The organism is Enterobacter sp. E14S, assembly GCF_055666685.1.
Genome location: NZ_JBVODQ010000005.1, coordinates 90,308 through 107,265, shown reverse-complemented (window position 1 = coordinate 107,265; position 16,958 = coordinate 90,308). Strand labels below are relative to the sequence as shown.

General features: G+C 57.2%; 16 protein-coding genes. 4 read left to right on the top strand and 12 right to left on the bottom strand.

The window, feature by feature from the left end:
• Nucleotides 1–89: 89 nt before the first annotated feature.
• The 4 genes from proY to phoB form a co-directional block, all read right to left on the bottom strand.
• Nucleotides 90–1,463 (bottom strand): proline-specific permease ProY, encoded by a 1,374-nt coding sequence (proY, locus tag ACZ6J2_RS12980; RefSeq protein ID WP_008503261.1) that lies wholly within the window; start codon nt 1,461–1,463, stop codon nt 90–92.
• Nucleotides 1,464–1,544: 81 nt separating this feature from the next.
• Entirely contained in the window at nt 1,545–2,864 is a 1,320-nt protein-coding gene (gene brnQ / locus ACZ6J2_RS12975) for a branched-chain amino acid transporter carrier protein BrnQ (protein WP_024906795.1), read from the bottom strand.
• A 409-nt stretch (nt 2,865–3,273) separates the two neighbouring features.
• The gene (gene phoR, locus ACZ6J2_RS12970) at nt 3,274–4,569 is read right to left on the bottom strand and encodes a phosphate regulon sensor histidine kinase PhoR (protein WP_262768401.1); all 1,296 of its coding nucleotides are present in this window, start codon (nt 4,567–4,569) and stop codon (nt 3,274–3,276) included.
• A 21-nt stretch (nt 4,570–4,590) separates the two neighbouring features.
• Nucleotides 4,591–5,280, bottom strand: coding sequence for a phosphate response regulator transcription factor PhoB (phoB, locus tag ACZ6J2_RS12965; RefSeq protein WP_008503265.1), 690 nt, complete (start codon nt 5,278–5,280; stop codon nt 4,591–4,593).
• A gap of 187 nt (nt 5,281–5,467) precedes the next feature.
• Here phoB and sbcD point away from each other — a divergent pair, with 187 nt between their 5' ends.
• Both sbcD and sbcC read left to right on the top strand, forming a co-directional pair.
• Complete coding sequence (gene sbcD, locus ACZ6J2_RS12960) at nt 5,468–6,673, top strand: exonuclease subunit SbcD (protein WP_471725894.1); 1,206 nt, start codon at nt 5,468–5,470, stop codon at nt 6,671–6,673.
• Entirely contained in the window at nt 6,670–9,801 is a 3,132-nt protein-coding gene (gene sbcC, locus ACZ6J2_RS12955; protein WP_471725893.1) for an exonuclease subunit SbcC, read from the top strand. Before sbcD ends, sbcC begins: the two co-directional genes overlap by 4 nt.
• Nucleotides 9,802–9,876: 75 nt before the next feature.
• Here the strand turns inward: sbcC and mak are convergent, their stop codons facing one another.
• A complete protein-coding gene (gene mak / locus ACZ6J2_RS12950) occupies nt 9,877–10,782 on the bottom strand; it encodes a fructokinase (protein ID WP_471725892.1) in 906 nt (301 codons plus the stop codon).
• Between the two features lie 123 nt (nt 10,783–10,905).
• On the opposite strand from mak, the gene rdgC reads away from it, so the two are divergent.
• A complete protein-coding gene (rdgC, locus tag ACZ6J2_RS12945; RefSeq protein ID WP_471725891.1) occupies nt 10,906–11,820 on the top strand; it encodes a recombination-associated protein RdgC in 915 nt (304 codons plus the stop codon).
• A gap of 48 nt (nt 11,821–11,868) precedes the next feature.
• On the opposite strand, the gene ppnP is transcribed toward rdgC, so the two are convergent.
• The 5 genes from ppnP to ACZ6J2_RS12920 form a co-directional block, all read right to left on the bottom strand.
• Nucleotides 11,869–12,156: a pyrimidine/purine nucleoside phosphorylase gene (gene ppnP, locus ACZ6J2_RS12940; protein ID WP_008503270.1), complete on the bottom strand. Its 288-nt coding sequence runs from the start codon at nt 12,154–12,156 to the stop codon at nt 11,869–11,871.
• A gap of 71 nt (nt 12,157–12,227) precedes the next feature.
• Nucleotides 12,228–12,905, bottom strand: coding sequence for an AroM family protein (locus ACZ6J2_RS12935; RefSeq protein ID WP_008503271.1), 678 nt, complete (start codon nt 12,903–12,905; stop codon nt 12,228–12,230).
• A 237-nt stretch (nt 12,906–13,142) separates the two neighbouring features.
• Nucleotides 13,143–13,334 carry a protein YaiA gene (gene yaiA / locus ACZ6J2_RS12930; RefSeq protein ID WP_032638425.1) on the bottom strand — a complete coding sequence of 64 codons (192 nt, stop codon included), beginning with the start codon at nt 13,332–13,334 and terminating at the stop codon, nt 13,143–13,145.
• Between the two features lie 44 nt (nt 13,335–13,378).
• Complete coding sequence (aroL, locus tag ACZ6J2_RS12925) at nt 13,379–13,903, bottom strand: shikimate kinase AroL (protein WP_471725890.1); 525 nt, start codon at nt 13,901–13,903, stop codon at nt 13,379–13,381.
• 143 nt (nt 13,904–14,046) lie between these two features.
• Nucleotides 14,047–14,505 (bottom strand): YaiI/YqxD family protein, encoded by a 459-nt coding sequence (locus ACZ6J2_RS12920; protein WP_010428006.1) that lies wholly within the window; start codon nt 14,503–14,505, stop codon nt 14,047–14,049.
• A gap of 97 nt (nt 14,506–14,602) precedes the next feature.
• Between ACZ6J2_RS12920 and proC the strand changes: the two genes are divergently transcribed.
• A complete protein-coding gene (gene proC, locus ACZ6J2_RS12915) occupies nt 14,603–15,412 on the top strand; it encodes a pyrroline-5-carboxylate reductase (protein WP_023310536.1) in 810 nt (269 codons plus the stop codon).
• Nucleotides 15,413–15,426: 14 nt separating this feature from the next.
• Here the strand turns inward: proC and adrA are convergent, their stop codons facing one another.
• Together adrA and psiF are read right to left on the bottom strand one after the other, a co-directional pair.
• Complete coding sequence (adrA, locus tag ACZ6J2_RS12910; protein ID WP_471725888.1) at nt 15,427–16,530, bottom strand: diguanylate cyclase AdrA; 1,104 nt, start codon at nt 16,528–16,530, stop codon at nt 15,427–15,429.
• Nucleotides 16,531–16,632: 102 nt separating this feature from the next.
• Nucleotides 16,633–16,953 (bottom strand): phosphate starvation-inducible protein PsiF, encoded by a 321-nt coding sequence (psiF, locus tag ACZ6J2_RS12905; protein ID WP_023334671.1) that lies wholly within the window; start codon nt 16,951–16,953, stop codon nt 16,633–16,635.
• Nucleotides 16,954–16,958 lie beyond the last annotated feature (5 nt).

The following is a 16,958-nucleotide window of genomic DNA, read 5'->3' as shown; positions in this document are numbered from 1 at the left end:
GGATAGCTCATCACGTTCGGGATTATTGGGGGAGGAGAAAGGAGGATGAGGCAAAATTCCCTCTCCAACAGGGAGAGGGAATAAAAATATTACTGCGCTTCCGCCAGCTGACGGTCGCGGCGGCATTTAAACACCCACCCCACCAGCAGCAGGACGATCCACGCGCAGCCCACGTACAGGGAAATGCGGGTATCCGGATGGTAGCCAATCAGGCCAATAATAAACACCAGGAAGATCAGCCCGACCACGGTCGTCGCAACGCCGCCCGGTACCTTGAACTTCAGCGCTTTCGCCTCATCCGGCGACAGACGACGGCGGAACGCGATCTGCGACAGCAGGATCATGATCCACACCCACACCGTCGCGAAGGTCGCCAGCGATGCAATCACCAGGAAGACGTTCTCCGGCATGATGTAGTTCAGGTAAACCGAGAACAGCAGCGCTACGGTCATCACCACAACGGTTACCCACGGCGTGCCGCGGCGTGAGGTTTTGGCGAACACCTTCGGCGCACTGCCCTGCTCCGCCATGCCGTGCAGCATACGGCCCACGCCAAAGACGTCACTGTTGATCGCGGAGAGCGACGCGGTCAGCACCACAAAGTTCAGAATGCTGGCCGCAAAGGCAATTCCCATATGCTGGAAGGTCAGAACAAACGGGCTACCGTTGGTGCCGACCTGATTCCACGGGTAGATGGACATGATCACGAACAGCGTACCCACGTAGAACACCAGAATACGCATCGGCACCGAGTTGATGGCGCGCGGAATGGATTTCTCCGGATCTTTCGCTTCCCCGGCGGTGATACCGATAATCTCGATACCGCCGTAGGCGAACATCACCATCTGCAGCGACATGACCATCCCGAGCCAGCCGTTGCTGAAGAAGCCACCGTTGCTCCAGAGGTTGTGAATACCGGTCGGCTGCCCGCCGTTGCCGATTCCCCAGATGATGATGCCGAAACCGGCCACGATCATGATGATGATGGTGGCGACCTTGAAGAAGGAGAACCAGAATTCGAGCTCGCCGAACACCTTCACGCTCATCAGGTTGACGGCGCAAATGATCAGCACCACGCTCAGCACCCAAATCCAGTGCGGCACCGCCGGGAACCAGACGCCCATATAGATGCCAAACGCCGTCACGTCGGCAATCGCCACAATCAGAATTTCAAAGCAGTAGGTCCAGCCGGTGATAAACCCGGCCAGCGGGCCGAGGTTTTCCTGCGCGTAGCGGGAGAAGGAGCTGGCGGACGGGTTGTGAACCGACATTTCGCCGAGGGCGCGCATGATGATATACGCCGCCACGCCGCCGATGATGTACGCCAGCAGAACGCTGGGACCGGCCATTTTGATGGCATCTGCCGAGCCATAAAAAAGACCGGTGCCGATAGCAGAGCCCAGCGCCATAAAGCGGATGTGGCGCGTGCTCAATCCACGTTTAAGTTTGTTAGTGCTTTCCATTTAAATCTTGCCATTCAACACGAAAAAAACAAAAAACCACGGGGCCTTAAGCCCCGTGGTTAAACAGTTTGTTGCCGTTGATTAATGAGCGTTCGATGCGACCTGACGCCCTGCAGCACGGTCCCAGATAATCGCCAGAACCAGTGCAACAACGGTAGGCATCAGCCAGGCCAGCCCCTGCTCGGACAGCGGCAGACGCTGTGTCCATGCCGGCAGTATGTGCGCGAAAGCTGATGCTTTAATCCCGTCAAGGATACCAAAAATCAGGCTGATAAACATGGCTGGCGCAATAATTCGTGAAGAGTTGTTCCACCACGGGCGAGTAAAGCTCAGCACCACCAGCACGATACACGGCGGGTAAATCGCCGTCAGCACCGGAATAGAGACCTGAATCAGGTGGCTCAGACCGAGGTTGGACACCGCCATGGAGAAGATGCCGAGGATAAACACCAGGGTGCGGTAAGAGAGTGGCAGATACTGCGCAAAGAACTCTGCGCAGGCGCAGGTCAGGCCAACCGCCGTCACCAGACACGCCAGGAAAATCAGCGCTGCCAGCAGCATACTGCCCGCACCGCCGAAGGTGTGCTGAACGTAAGCGTGCAGGATAGCCGCACCGTTGGCGTTCTGATCGACCAGCATGGCGCTGTCGGAGCCCAGACGGAACAGCGCCAGATACAGCAGCGTCAGCCCCACACCGGCCATCAGGCCAGCCCAGATGGTATAGCGGGTCAGCAGACGCGCTTCGGTCACACCGCGGGAACGCGCGGCGTTAACGATAACGATACCAAACACCATCGCGCCCAGCGTATCCATCGTCAGATAGCCGTTCACAAAGCCGTTAGAGAACGCGGCGTTTTTATAGGCGTCCATCGCGTCGCTAATCGGGCCCGCTGGCCAGACAATCGCGGCTACCGCCAGAACAATCAGCGCCACAATTTTCAGCGGAGCCAGGAAGTTACCCACGGTATCCAGCAGCTTGCCCGGATAGAGGGAAACCAGAATCACGATTGCGAAGTAGATCAGGCTATAGATAAACAGCGGCATCGCACCGTCACCGGTCAGGGGAGCAATACCCACTTCGAAGGACACGGTTGCCGTACGCGGGGTCGCAAACAGCGGGCCAACGGCCAGATAGCAGACGGTTGCCAGCAGAACGCCCGCAACTTTGCCAATCGGGGTGCTGAGGCTATCCACACCGCCGCCGACTTTCGCCAGCGCGACGACGGTCAGAACCGGCAGACCCACGGCAGTAATCAGGAAACCAAACGCGGCGGTCCAGACGTGTTCACCCGCCTGTAAGCCAACCATTGGAGGGAAAATGATGTTGCCTGCGCCAACGAACAGCGCAAATGTCATAAAGCCCAGCGCGATGATGTCACGCGATTTTAAGTGATGGGTCATAAAACCTTACTGCCTGTGGATGTGGTGTTGAAAACATTGAGATTTTCGATATCCCTGACGGGATGATACAGCCGAAAATTTGCTCAATTTCAGCGGGAAATGCTCCCGTCCTGGCGTGGAGAAGAATAGTTTTTCGATTTACCACGCAAATACAGTCGGTCTGACAGTATCTGGGGCGCAATTTAAACGCTTATAACGTTTAAAGGCAAGGTGGGATCGTAAAACCAGAACAATATGCCAGCATGAAAATACACGTCAGAACAATACGCTATTTATAAGAAAAACCCATGGCTAATCATGCGAACAAAAAACAGTCAGCCGTATAAAATTCATCCGCGTTTCGCTTGACTGCAAAGCAAACGGGCCAGCAGACGCTGACCCGTGGAAAGGTAAAATGACACGCCTGCCGTCAGGCGATCTTTTTGGCAATTAATCGTTCCGGAATAACGAAACTGAAGCGGGTTCCTTTACCCAGCGTACTCTGAATATCGAGACGGCTTTCATGGTGATTCACCGCGTGTTTCACAATTGCCAGCCCCAGGCCGCTTCCGCCTGTCTGCCGGGATCGCGCTTTATCCACACGGTAAAAGCGCTCGGTCAGACGCGGAATATGCTCAGGCGCAATCCCCGGCCCGTTGTCCTCCACGCTAAACTCAGCCCCCGTTTGGGTATGCCGCCAACGCACCACGATATTCGTCCCCTCCGGCGTATGATTCACCGCGTTATACACCAGGTTGGAAATGGCGCTGCGCAATTCATCTTCGCTGCCCAGCACCTTCAGCGTATTGTCGACCTCAAAGATCAGGTGATGCTTTTTGTGGCTTAGCGTCTGCGCTTCACGCTCAACGACCCGCAGCATCATCGGCACATCAATGGTGTCATTTAGCGCGAGCGTCGGCGCCGCTTCAATCTTCGAGAGCGTCAGCAGCTGCTTCACCAGCCCTTCCATCCGGTGCGTTTGCTCGCGCATGGTGTGCAGCGCTTTTTCACGCGGCGCGCCTTCAAGCGTTTGCTCCTGCATCATCTCCAGGTAGCCCTGAAGCACGGTCAGCGGGGTACGCAGTTCGTGACTGACGTTGGCGAAGAAGTTACGACGCGCCCCTTCCAGCTGGTGCATCTGGGTGACATCGCGCGCCACCATCAGCCACTGCTTATCGCTGTAGGGCATCACGCGGATTTCCAGATGGCGACCATTATTGAGCTTCAGATTGTGCGGGCGGGTAAAATCACGCTTTTTCAGATACAGCGTGAACTCGGGATAGCGCAGAAGGTTGAGGATATTCTGACCATTGTCGTCGGGCCAGCGCAGGCCCAGCAGCTGTTGCGCAAGGCCGTTACACCAGAAGATCGTCCCTTCTTCGGTCGTCAGAATAACGGCATCCGGCAGCGACTCTGCACCGCTGCGAAAACGCTTAATCAGGCTTCCCAGCTCGCGGCGACGCTTTTTATTACGCATCTGCATCTGATGCAGACCGTACAGCAGCGGCTCCCAGCTGCCGCTTCCCGGCGGCGGCGTCATACTTCGGTCAACCCACAGCCACCAGGAGAGGCGCAGCAGGTTCCAGAAATGCCAGATCAGCAGCCCGGTGACCGACGCCAGCAGAAACCACGGCAGGTGTCCAAGAAAGGCCCCCAGAAGGAAGGCCGGAATACAGCATAAGATCAGTTCAAAGACGAGCCTTTTCCATGACAGACGTTCCAGCACGCGTCACACTCCTGTCATTGTTCAGAAACGGGTAGAAAAACGATAACCCGTGCCGCGGACCGTCTGCACCATGCGATCGTGGCCGCTCAGTTCCAGTGCTTTTCGCAGGCGGCGAATATGTACGTCAACCGTCCGGTCTTCGACATACACGTTAGTTCCCCAGACGTTATTCAGCAACTGCTCGCGGCTGTACACGCGTTCCGGGTGGGTCATAAAGAAGTGCAGGAGTTTAAATTCGGTAGGCCCCATGTCGAGGGGATTTTCACCGGTCATCACGCGGTGTGAGGTGGGGTCAAGGCTCAGCCCCTGCATCTCTATCACCTCTTCCACCGCCATCGGCGAAATTCGGCGCATCACGGCTTTAATGCGGGCAACCAGCTCTTTTGGGGAGAACGGTTTAGTAATGTAATCGTCCGCGCCGGTCTCCAGACCGCGAACGCGATCCTCTTCTTCTCCGCGCGCCGTGAGCATCACAACCGGAATGTCGCGGGTCAGCGCTTCACGCTTCAGGTGTTTGATAAACTGCAGTCCGGAGCCGCCGGGCAACATCCAGTCCAGCAGAATCAGATCGGGCCAGGGTTCATTCAGCTGGTTCACTGCGCTGTCATAATCTTCCGCTTCAACCGGCTGGAAGCCGTTTTGCTCGAGCACGAAGCACACCATTTCACGAATTGGAGCTTCATCTTCTACGACCAGAATACGTCTCGCCATACTTTGCCCTGTCTTATCTTATTTAAGTTACAAGTTTGTAATTCGGCGCCATTATGCGTCAGATTTATGACAGATTTATGAAAAACAGTACCACGATAAGGGGCAAACCGTTGTTTTATTACAGCGGTTATTTTCCCGTCTCTGAACGTTTATAATCCTGCTTTCTCTTTTTTGCCACGGATCTGCTATGCGCATACTTCACACCTCGGACTGGCATCTGGGTCAAAATTTTTACAGCAAAAGCCGTGCGGCTGAACATGAAGCCTTCCTGAACTGGCTGCTGGAAACGGCCCGGACGCACGAGGTGGACGCGATTATGGTGGCGGGTGACATCTTTGATACCGGCTCGCCCCCCAGCTATGCGCGTGAACTGTACAACCGCTTCGTAGTGAATTTGCAGCAAACCGGCTGTCATCTGGTGATTGTCGCCGGCAACCATGATTCCGTCGCGACGCTCAATGAATCCCGCGACATCCTGGCATTTCTCAATACCACCGTCGTCGCCAGCGCCGGGCACGCCCCGCAGATCCTGAAAAAACGCGACGGCACGCCGGGGGCGGTGCTGTGCCCCATTCCCTTTTTACGGCCGCGCGACATCGTGCAAAGCCAGGCGGGGCTGTCGGGTGCGGAAAAGCAGCAGCATCTATTACAGGCCATCACCGACTATTATCACCAGCAGCACGCCGATGCCTGCGCCCTGCGCGGCGACCAGCCGATTCCGGTGATTGCGACCGGGCATCTCACCACCGTCGGGGCCAGTAAAAGTGACGCCGTACGCGACATCTATATCGGCACGCTGGACGCCTTTCCGGCGCAGAACTTCCCGCCAGCCGACTACATTGCGCTCGGACACATACACCGGGCGCAGATCGTCGGCGGCAGCGAGCATATCCGCTACTGCGGCTCACCCCTTTCGCTCAGCTTTGACGAAACGGGCAAAGCCAAATCCGTCCATCTGGTGAGCTTCTCCGAGGGCAAACTCCGCGCCGTCGAGACGCTGGAGGTGCCCGTCACCCAGCCGCTGGCGGTGCTGAAAGGCGATCTCGACGCCATCACCGCCCAGTTGGAGCAGTGGCGCGGCGTCGAGCAAGATCCCCCCATCTGGCTGGATATCGAAATCACCACCGATGACTACCTGCACGATATGCAGCGTAAAATTCAGGCGTTGACGGAAGATTTGCCCGTCGAAGTCTTACTGGTACGCCGCAGCCGCGAGCAGCGCGAGAAAATTCTGTTAAGCGCTCAACGCGAAACGCTCAGTGAGCTGCGGGTTGAAGAGGTGTTTGAACGCAGGCTCTCGCAGGAGGAAATTGACGATGCGAAGCGCGCAAGACTCAGCGAACTGTTCAGCCATACCCTGCATGCGCTCAATGATGAGGAAGAAAACGCATGAAAATTTTGAGCCTGCGCCTGAAAAACCTCAACTCGCTCAAGGGCGAGTGGAAAATTGACTTTACCGCAGAGCCGTTTGCCAGCAACGGTCTGTTTGCCATCACCGGCGCGACCGGGGCAGGTAAAACCACCCTGCTTGACGCTATCTGTCTGGCGCTTTATCACGAAACGCCGCGACTGCAGAAGGTCTCCCAGGCGCAAAACGACCTGATGACGCGCGACACCGCCGAGTGCCTGGCGGAAGTGGAGTTCGAGGTAAAAGGCACCGCCTATCGCGCATTCTGGAGCCAGAACCGCGCGCGCAACCAGCCGGATGGCAACCTGCAGGCGCCGCGCGTGGAGCTGGCGCGCTGTGAAGATGGCAAAATCCTGGCCGACAAGGTGACGGATAAACTGGAGCAAACCGCAGCGCTCACCGGGCTGGACTATGGCCGCTTTACCCGCTCCATGCTGCTCTCGCAGGGGCAGTTTGCCGCCTTCCTTAATGCCAAACCGAGCGATCGGGCCGAGCTGCTGGAAGAGCTGACCGGCACCGAGATCTACGGCCAGATTTCCGCCATGGTGTTTGAGAAACACAAAGCCGCCCGCAGCGTGCTTGAAAAATGCGAGGCGCAGGCGGCGGGCGTCGTGCTGTTGAGCGAAGAGCAACAGCAGCAGTTGCAGCAAAGTTTGCAGGCACTTACTGACGAAGAGAAAATTCTGCTGGTTCAGCAGCAAAGCCAGCAGAAAGATTTTCAGTGGCTTACGCGCCATGACGAGCTCGTGCTTGAGCAACAGCGCGTCACCGCAATGCAGCAGCAGGCGCAACAGGCGCTGACGAACGCTGCGCCAGAGCTGGCAAAGCTCCAGCATGCTCTGCCTGCCGCCCAGCTTCGACCGCTGTGGGCGCACCTGCAGGAGCAAACCGCGCGTCTGACGCAAACCCAGCAGCGAATTATCGAAGTAAATACTCGCTTACAAGCCAAAACCGCGCTGCGCGCGCGGATCCGTCATACCGCCCAGCGGAATCATGAGCAGCTTCAGACCGAACTGACGGCGCTGGCGCGGTGGCTGGCGGAGCACGAGCGCTATCGCCTGCTGGGGCAGGAGATTGCCGGCTGGCGTGCCCAGTTCTCACAGCTTAACCGCGATAAAACGCAGTTAGCCTCCCTTGCTACGCGGATGGGTGAACTACGCAACAGGCTGGCTGAGATGCCGGAAAATGCGCTGACGCTGACGGCGGATGAGGTCAGCGCGGCCATGGAGCAGCAGTCACGGTCACGCACGCTGCGCCAGCGGCTAACGTCGCTCCATGCCCGCTATCAGCCGCTGCAAAAACGCCTGCGCCAGAGCGGTGAAAGCGTGCAGAAGGCCCAGGCCGATCAAAACAAACTCAATGAAACGCTGACGCTGCGTCGCCAGCAGTACAAAGAGAAACACCAGCACTTTCTGGATCTTAAAGCCCTCTGTGAACGCGAAGCGACGATTAAAGACCTGGAAAGCTATCGTTCCCGGCTTGAGGCAGGCAAACCCTGTCCGCTGTGCGGCTCCAGCGAGCATCCCGCCGTTGAGCAATACCAGTTGCTTGAGCTGACGGATAACCAGCGCCGCCGCGATCTCCTGGAAAAAGAGGTCGCCGCGCTTAAAGAGGAAGGGCTGCTGGTGCTGGGGCAGGTTAATGCCCTGACTCAGCAGATCCAGCGCGAGAGTGACGAAGCGCAGACGCTCTCTCAGGAAGAGCAAGCACTCACTAAAGAGTGGATGGAGGCCTGCGCGTCCCTGAACATCACGTTGAATATTCAGGAAGATATCACGCCATGGATGAACGAGCAGGAACAGTACGAGCGCCAGCTTTATCAGCTCAGCCAGCGTCTGACCCTGCAAAACCAGTTGAACGAGCAGGAAGTGCAGGAGCGACAGCATCAGCAGCAGCTGACGGCCGCGCGCCAGGCGCTGGAACACACCCTGCTCTCGCTATCGCTTAACGTACCTGAAGACGGTAATGAAGCCACCTGGCTGCACGCCCGCGAAGCGGAATTTGCGCAGTGGCAGGAGAAACAAACGCAGCACGGCGTGCTTCTGGAACGCATAAACGCATTGAAGCCGCTGCTCGACACGCTTCCGGAAACGAACGGCGAAGAGGCCGAACCGGCCATTCCTGACGGCTGGCGCGACGTTCACGATGAATGCGTGTCGCTACAAAGCCAGCTCAGCGCGCAGCAGCAGCAGGAAGCGCTGGAGCGCGAGCGCCTGCAGCAGTCGCAGACGCAGTTCACCGCGGCGCTGGCAGCGAGCTGTTTTGCCGATCGGGAGGCGTTCCTTGCGGCCCTGCTGGACGACGACGCTATCAGTCACCTCCAGCAGCTGAAACAGTCGCTGGAAAACCAGATACAGCAGGCCGCAGCCCTTTCCGGCCTGGCTAATCAGCAGCTGCAGGCGCACCTTGCGCTGCGCCCGGAAGAACTTGACGCGGATGCGTCAACTCTGCAAAGCCAGCTGCAGCAGCTGGCGCAACGGCTTCGCGAGAACACCACGCATCAGGGCGAGATCCGCCAGCAGCTTAAGCAGGACAGCGATAACCGTCAGCACCAGCTGGCGTTGATGCAGCAAATTGAAGAGGCCGCGCGCGAGGCGGACGACTGGGGTTATCTGAACGCGCTGATCGGCTCCAGCACCGGCGACAAGTTCCGTAAATTCGCGCAGGGGCTGACGCTGGACAATCTCGTCTGGCTTGCTAACCAGCAGCTTAACCGTCTGCACGGGCGTTACCTGCTGCAGCGCAAGGCCAGCGACGCGCTGGAGCTGGAAGTGGTCGACACCTGGCAGGCCGATGCGGTGCGCGATACGCGTACGCTCTCCGGCGGCGAAAGCTTCCTGGTCAGCCTGGCGCTGGCGTTAGCGCTGTCCGATCTGGTGAGCCATAAAACGCGAATTGATTCCCTGTTCCTGGATGAGGGGTTCGGCACACTCGACAGTGAAACGCTGGATACCGCGCTGGATGCGCTCGACGCGCTGAACGCCACCGGAAAAACCATCGGGGTGATCAGCCACGTTGAGGCGATGAAAGAGCGCATTCCGGTGCAGATTAAGGTGAAGAAAATCAACGGGCTGGGGTATAGCAGGCTGGATAGGGTGTTTGCGGTGGAATAAATGGGGGGAGGGTGCGGTCTGGTGCCCGCACCCTGGCCCTCTCCCACAGGGAGAGGGTACTAACACAACCTGCGTTTATTCCGGCCATAACCACGCCGCGCCTCGCACGCCGCTGGAGTCGCCGTGGACGGCTTTACGGATCGGGGTTTCACACTCGCCGCCGAAGACCCACTGTTTCACCAGGTTCGGTACCGTGGCGTACAGTCGATCAACGTTGCTCATGCCGCCGCCGAGCACAATCACGTCCGGGTCAAGAATATTCACCACGTGCGCCAGGGATTTCGCCAGCCGCATTTCGTAGCGGCTAAGGGCCAGCTCGGCGACCGGATCCTGTTCTTCGACCAGACGCATGATTTCGTTGCCCTTTAGCGGATGGCCGCTCAGACGGTGGTAGTCGGTCGCAAAACCGGTGCCGGAGATAAACGTCTCAATACAGCCCTGCTTTCCGCAGTAGCACGGCACTTCAGCGCGGTATTTAAGCTCGTCTTCATCCATCCACGGCAGCGGGTTGTGTCCCCACTCGCCCGCGGTGCCGTTGCCGCCAATATGGGCGCGCCCGCCGAACGCCACGCCCGCGCCGCAGCCGGTACCAATGATCACTGCAAATACGGTCTGAGCACCGGCCGCCGCGCCGTCGATGGCCTCAGAGACCGCCAGACAGTTGGCGTCGTTGGCCAGACGCACTTCCCGGTTCAGACGTTGGCTCAAATCTTTGTCAAACGGCTGACCGTTGAGCCAGGTGGAGTTGGCATTTTTAACCACCCCGGTATACGGCGAGATCGACCCCGGGATCCCCATCCCGACGCTGCCGGTTTGGCCTGTCGCCTGCTCTGCCATCTCAACCAGGCTGGCAATCGTCTCGATAGTCTGGTGATAATCATCGCGCGGTGTCGGCAAACGGTGGCGGAACAGCTGCTCCCCCTGCTCGCTCAGTGCGATGACTTCTGTTTTGGTGCCGCCCAAATCGATCCCAATACGCACAAGACTCTCCTCATTATTTTGATTATCAACAGAGTAGAAGCACGCTTCCCGATTAGCAATGCAAGCGATGCGACAATTCGTTATCATGCCCGCTGATTTAACGACAAGGCCGTGGAAATTATCATGCTGTGGTTCAAAAATTTGATGGTTTACCGTCTCAGCCGCGACGTTTCGCTGCGCGCAGAAGAGATGGAAAAACAGTTAGCCGCTTATAGCTTTTCCCCTTGCGGTAGCCAGGATATGGCGAAAACCGGCTGGGTTCCGCCAATGGGCTCACAAAGCGATGCACTGACCCACGCCAGCAGCACGGGTCAAATCATCGTCTGCGCCCGCAAAGAAGAGAAAATTCTGCCCACGCCGGTGGTTAAGCAGGCGCTTGAAGCAAAAATTTTCAAGCTGGAAACCGAACAGGGCCGCAAGCTGAAAAAAACCGAAAAAGATTCGCTGAAAGACGAAGTGCTGCACTCCCTGCTGCCCCGCGCCTTCAGCCGCTTCAGCCAGACCATGATGTGGATCGACACCGTCAACGGGCTGATCATGGTGGACTGCGCCAGCGCCAAAAAAGCCGAAGATACGCTGGCCCTGCTGCGTAAAAGCATCGGCTCTTTACCGGTCGTTCCGCTGGCGCTTGAAACGCCGATTGAGCTGACCCTGACCGAATGGGTACGCAGCGGCGCTGCGGCTCAGGGTTTCCAGATCCTTGATGAAGCCGAGCTGAAAGCCCTGCTGGAAGATGGCGGCGTGATCCGCGCGAAGAAGCAGGATCTGGTGAGCGACGAGATCGCCGTACACATCGAAGCGGGTAAAGTGGTCACTAAACTGGCGCTCGACTGGCAGCAGCGCATTCAGTTCGTGATGTGCGACGACGGCTCCGTGAAGCGTCTGAAGTTCTGCGACGAGCTGCGCGATCAGAACGAAGATATCGACAGGGAAGATTACGCCCAGCGCTTTGACGAGGACTTCATCCTGATGACCGGCGAGTTGGCCGCGTTGATTCAGAATCTGGTGGAAGGTCTCGGCGGCGAAGCGCAGAGATAACAGGCAAAACGCAGGCCGGGTAAGCGTTCGCGCCACCCGGCTTATTTTTTATTTCAGGTAGCGGCACAGATAAGAGGTAGGTTCAGCGACCTGCAAATGAAACTCGCTGTGGCCAGGGACGTTGAAAACTTGCCCGGCAGCGTAAACTTTCCATTCCGTTTCACCCGGCAGTAAGACGTTCAGCGCCCCGCTGACGACCGTCATTTCTTCAGCTTCCGCCGTGCCAAAGGTGTATTCCCCTTCCGCCATAACGCCGACACTGGCGCGGCCAGTGCTGCTGCTGGTAAAACCAATGGATTTCACTTTACCGGAAAAGTATTCGTTACTTTGAAGCATGAACTGGCCCTTATATTTATAGATAAAAATTCACTATAGGGGCCATGCTCATCACCTGTCACGCAAAATCATTACATGAGAAGTTCCGAGGCCAGGCGAGCCATCAGAACGTTGGATAACAGCACGGGCACATCCAGCGCTTTTTGCAGCAGATCACGATGGTGCTGATGGAAACCGAGGCAGTCCAGAATCAAGACATCTGCTCCTCTCTCAAGCAGTTCCTTCCCGGCAGCAATAAGTTTTGCCTCACTGTCCCAGAACGGATTTGCCAGCGCATACAAGGGCACTTTTTCCAGCACGTGCCATTTTGCTTCCTGGTTATCCATGAGCTCCTCAATGGGCACAATCACCCCCACCTGATGACCATCCACGATGGAGGCCACCAGCGGTGGAATGATCCGCATCGGCTCCAGCAAAATCGCATTACGCGCCGTGAGGCCCTTAATGGGCGCGGTACTCATCAGCAAAATAACGTCATAACCTTGATTATCGAGCACTTCTATTACGCCCTGCAGCGAGCGCTCGATTTTCTGACGCGAAACGTGCGCCAGTTTACCGTCGCTTAATAACGTCGCCAGGGGATCCTCCCCCGCCTCGACAGCGTAGTCTTCCATGACCTCTTCCCGACTCATCTTCCCCAGCAGGCTAAGATGCGTTATCTGTTGTTCAGATACATGCTCGGTTAAGAGCGGTAACACTTCGCTTACAGGGACCACACCAATGGTGAGGATCGCCAACGTTGCCTTCATCTTGATCGCCTTCCATTACTCCAACATCGTGCACACAGGTACAGGCTCACTACGCTGCACAGTTCATTTTTTCAACAAAACAGCACCAAGCGTAGCAGGTGATCCCGACATCGAAATGTAAAGATCGCCTGCAGATACCGGAGTTACTTGTAATAACTAAATATTAACTCCTGCTTAACTTTCCCGATGGGTAAAAAGTGTGATTCAGGCACGATACTGGAACGTTTAGGAAAAGGGTCAGGTTTTATCGGGATCTTCATAGCGCCGTTTCGCGTCCAGCGCTTCCTGTTCAGTCTCGTGTTCACTGATCAGCGAGTCCGGCTTGGGGTGATCGGCACGCAGTTGATACCAGGTCACGGTATGACCCGTCTGGCCTTTTTCAACGGTAACAATACGTGCTTCACGCGGATAGGGAGGTCTGGTTGGCATAGCTCATCCTTTTTTTATGTCTGAGCTATAAGTATAGACGCCGGTTAGCTGGCACAAGCCAAACGCAGGGCGGTAATAATCTGAATCACAACGTCTTCGGGAGAGGCTGACGCATCCACCACGTGGTGAGCCGCTTCGCGGTATAGCGCATCGCGTTCGGCCAGCACTTCGCTCACCTCTTCGTTGAGCGGCCTGGAGGTCAGCGCAGGGCGTTGCCCCTCTTCCGGAAAGGCTTCCAGCCGCCCTACCAGAGCCGACACCGGCGCGCTGAGATAAATCACAATCCCCTTTTCGCGCATAAAGTGACGATTACACTCCGCCAGAACAATGCCACCGCCAGTGGCGATCACGGCAGACGGGGTGGTAACCGCTTTCAGCGCGGCGGTTTCGCGCGCGCGAAAGCTCTCCCATCCCTCTTGCTCAACAATCTCGGCGATGTTTTTTCCGGCCTCGGTTTGCAGCCAGTGGTCGGTATCAACAAACTGGCGATGACACACGCGTGCCAGCTCCAGGCCAACGGTGGTTTTCCCACAGCCGCGGGGGCCAACTAAAAAGATGGGTTGGGTCATGCCAGGTGTTCCCCTTGATGCCGAATGGCTGAAGACTGTAAAGAAATTATTGCAGAAGATGTTGCGATTACTTTACTGCAAAGCGGTACGGGATGACAACCCTGTGGAGGCCACACTGTACCACAAATTGACAATAATTATCATTACGCTGTGCGGCGCTTCACTTCCAGCAGCCATTTATCCAGCTCGGCAGCGAACTGCTGGCGATCGCGCTGGGACAGGCTGTCCGGTCCACCGGTCTGCACGCCGCTGGCCCGCATCGTATCCATAAAATCGCGCATGGTAAGCTTTTCCCGAATGGTCGAAGGCGAGTAACGCTCCCCGCGCGGATTGAGCGCCGCCGCCCCTTTCTCCAGCACTTCGGCAGCCAGCGGAATATCCGCCGTGATCACCAGATCCTCCGCGCTGCACAGGCGAACAATTTCGTTATCCGCCACGTCGAACCCGGCCGGCACGCGCAAGGAGCGGATGAACCGCGAAGGCGGTACGCGAATATTCTGGTTAGCCACCAGCGTCAGCGGCATCTGAACGCGCTCGGCGGCGCGAAATAAAATCTCTTTAATCACGTTCGGACACGCGTCCGCATCAACCCAAATCGCCATATTGTCTCCCCATAATGACTCTGCCGACTATTGTCGCCTGCATTTCGTTGTTAAGCTATCAATCAGAGAAAACAACGCATAATGACGGAGAATCGTGATGGACAAGAAAATCGGGTTTATCGGCTGCGGTAACATGGGCAAAGCCATCCTGGGCGGTCTGATCGCCAGCGGGCAGGTGCTGCCGGGTCAGATTTGGGTCTATACCCCGTCACCGGACAAAGTCGCCGAGTTGCGCGATCAATACGGGATCAACGCCGCCGAAAGCGCGCAGGAAGTCGCCCAGGTCGCCGATATCGTCTTTGGCGCCGTCAAGCCGAACATCATGATCAAAGTGCTGAGCGATATCACCTCCAGCCTGAATAAAGAGACGCTGGTCGTGTCGATTGCCGCAGGCGTCACGCTCGATCAGCTGGCGCGCGCGCTGGGTCACGATCGTAAAATCGTCCGCGCGATGCCCAACACCCCCTCGCTGGTCAATGCCGGCATGACCTCCGTCACGCCTAACGCGCTGGTGACCACAGAAGAAGTGGCCGACGTGCTGAATATTTTCCGCTGCTTCGGTGAGGCAGAAGTGATTGCCGAATCGATGATCCATCCGGTGGTCGGCGTGAGTGGCTCAGCCCCTGCCTATGTGTTCATGTTTTTAGAAGCGATGGCCGACGCCGCCGTGCTTGGCGGAATGCCGCGCGCGCAGGCGTATAAGTTCGCCGCGCAGGCCGTCATGGGCTCCGCAAAAATGGTGCTGGAAACCGGCAAACACCCGGGTGAACTGAAAGATATGGTCTGCTCCCCGGGCGGTACCACCATCGAAGCGGTGCGGGTGCTGGAAGAGCGCGGATTCCGCTCGGCCGTCATTGAAGCGATGGCAAAATGCATGGAAAAATCAGAGAAGCTGAGTAAATCCTGATTTCTGACCGGGCGTCAGGCGGCCACTTCGGTGCGGCCGCGCCCGGCATTTTTCGCCCTGTACAGCGCCACGTCGGCCGCCTTTAGCCACTCCCGATAATGTCCAAACTGCGGCCCCCAGGGGGCAACGCCTACGCTGATGCGCAGCGCTTCTTTTGGCGCGCACGGTAACGTCAGTTTTTCCAGCCGCTCATGCAGTCGCGACATCACGGCGATGGCGCTTTCCGCCGCGGTCTGCGACATGATCACCGCAAACTCATCCCCGCCAAACCGGCCGATCGCATCGCCTGACCGTACCGACCGCTGGAGCTGACGCGTAATGGCAATGATCGCCTCGTCGCCCACGTCGTGCCCCCAGGTGTCGTTGATGTTTTTAAAGTGGTCGATATCAATCAGCAATATCGTGGCGGTGCTGTGGTCGCGCCGACAATGCTCAAATTCAATTCGCAGCAGCATTTCCCAGTGCCGACGGTTAAAGACCCCGGTCATCCCGTCGCGGGTGCTCATCATTTCCAGCCGCTGCTTATGTTCCGCAAGCCTGACGGCGGTTCGGTGACTGAGCCAGGCAAACAGCATGGGATACAGCACGAGTACGGGCAGCGTTAAGCCCCACTCCACGAGGTCGGGGTTGAAGACGGCCACCTTCCCGACGAGTGGCAGGGTCACCAGCGCGGAGAGCAGGGTCAACGCCATCCCCGGGATAAACAGACGACAGCCCCCGGAACCCATCATATTCATCCCCACCATCATCACCAGCGCTGCGGTAGGTAACGCATTCATCCCCATCACGCCGATCCAGAGCCCGGCGATAATGGCATCGATTTTAAGATTGAAAATTTCCTGCTGATGGGGTGAAGCGGCGCGGCAGGACAGCTGCCAGGCAAAATGGGGCCAGACGAACGACCATCCCACCAGTAAAAGCCACCAGCCACCGGGTAAAAAATGGGTGACCAGCATCCCCGCAACGGGGAAAAACATCGCCGCCAGCCCGACGGCACGCGCCAGCCGAACTCGCCGGGCAAACTGAATGCCGGCGCGGTGAGGGTCATCCTGAGAAAGGGTTAAATTCCACTCTTCCCGAATGCGCTTTTTGTTGTAATACGTTTCATCATTCATCATTTTTGGGAATATTCTGAAACATTTTCCCAAATTATAGAGAGGGGGTCTGCGGGGAAAGTATGAAATTTCGGGTGAGCCGCCGGAGCCGCTCACCCGTTTGGACTACACTTTTTTCTTCAGGCACGCGCTCATGAACTTGCTGCGGTCGTCCCCTTTCAGGGACTGCTCGGTCGCTTTCGCATTACACTCGCGCATTTTTTGCTGCTGCGGCGTCAGGCTTTTTTCAGCCGGCTTCGCGGCGCCATTTTTAAGGCAGTCGCTCATGTAAGTCTTGCGAGCATCTCCCTTCAGACTCTGCGACGTCGCCTGTTGATTACAGGTGGTCATACGCTGTTGTTGCGGCGTTAGCGTCTTCTCTTCCGCGTTCGCCGATGCGACCAGGAACAGGCCGGAGAGCAGAGTAACCAGTAATGTTGTTTTCATTGCAC

What these genes read in the sequence shown, in the direction of transcription:
- proY (WP_008503261.1), bottom strand. Translation starts at nt 1,463, where the DNA reads ATGGAAAGCACTAACAAACTTAAACGTGGATTGAGCACGCGCCACATC.
- brnQ (WP_024906795.1), bottom strand. Translation starts at nt 2,864, where the DNA reads ATGACCCATCACTTAAAATCGCGTGACATCATCGCGCTGGGCTTTATG.
- phoB (WP_008503265.1), bottom strand. Translation starts at nt 5,280, where the DNA reads ATGGCGAGACGTATTCTGGTCGTAGAAGATGAAGCTCCAATTCGTGAA.
- sbcD (WP_471725894.1), top strand. Translation starts at nt 5,468, where the DNA reads ATGCGCATACTTCACACCTCGGACTGGCATCTGGGTCAAAATTTTTAC.
- sbcC (WP_471725893.1), top strand. Translation starts at nt 6,670, where the DNA reads ATGAAAATTTTGAGCCTGCGCCTGAAAAACCTCAACTCGCTCAAGGGC.
- rdgC (WP_471725891.1), top strand. Translation starts at nt 10,906, where the DNA reads ATGCTGTGGTTCAAAAATTTGATGGTTTACCGTCTCAGCCGCGACGTT.
- ppnP (WP_008503270.1), bottom strand. Translation starts at nt 12,156, where the DNA reads ATGCTTCAAAGTAACGAATACTTTTCCGGTAAAGTGAAATCCATTGGT.
- ACZ6J2_RS12935 (WP_008503271.1), bottom strand. Translation starts at nt 12,905, where the DNA reads ATGAAGGCAACGTTGGCGATCCTCACCATTGGTGTGGTCCCTGTAAGC.
- yaiA (WP_032638425.1), bottom strand. Translation starts at nt 13,334, where the DNA reads ATGCCAACCAGACCTCCCTATCCGCGTGAAGCACGTATTGTTACCGTT.
- aroL (WP_471725890.1), bottom strand. Translation starts at nt 13,903, where the DNA reads ATGACCCAACCCATCTTTTTAGTTGGCCCCCGCGGCTGTGGGAAAACC.
- ACZ6J2_RS12920 (WP_010428006.1), bottom strand. Translation starts at nt 14,505, where the DNA reads ATGGCGATTTGGGTTGATGCGGACGCGTGTCCGAACGTGATTAAAGAG.
- proC (WP_023310536.1), top strand. Translation starts at nt 14,603, where the DNA reads ATGGACAAGAAAATCGGGTTTATCGGCTGCGGTAACATGGGCAAAGCC.
- adrA (WP_471725888.1), bottom strand. Translation starts at nt 16,530, where the DNA reads ATGATGAATGATGAAACGTATTACAACAAAAAGCGCATTCGGGAAGAG.
- psiF (WP_023334671.1), bottom strand. Translation starts at nt 16,953, where the DNA reads ATGAAAACAACATTACTGGTTACTCTGCTCTCCGGCCTGTTCCTGGTC.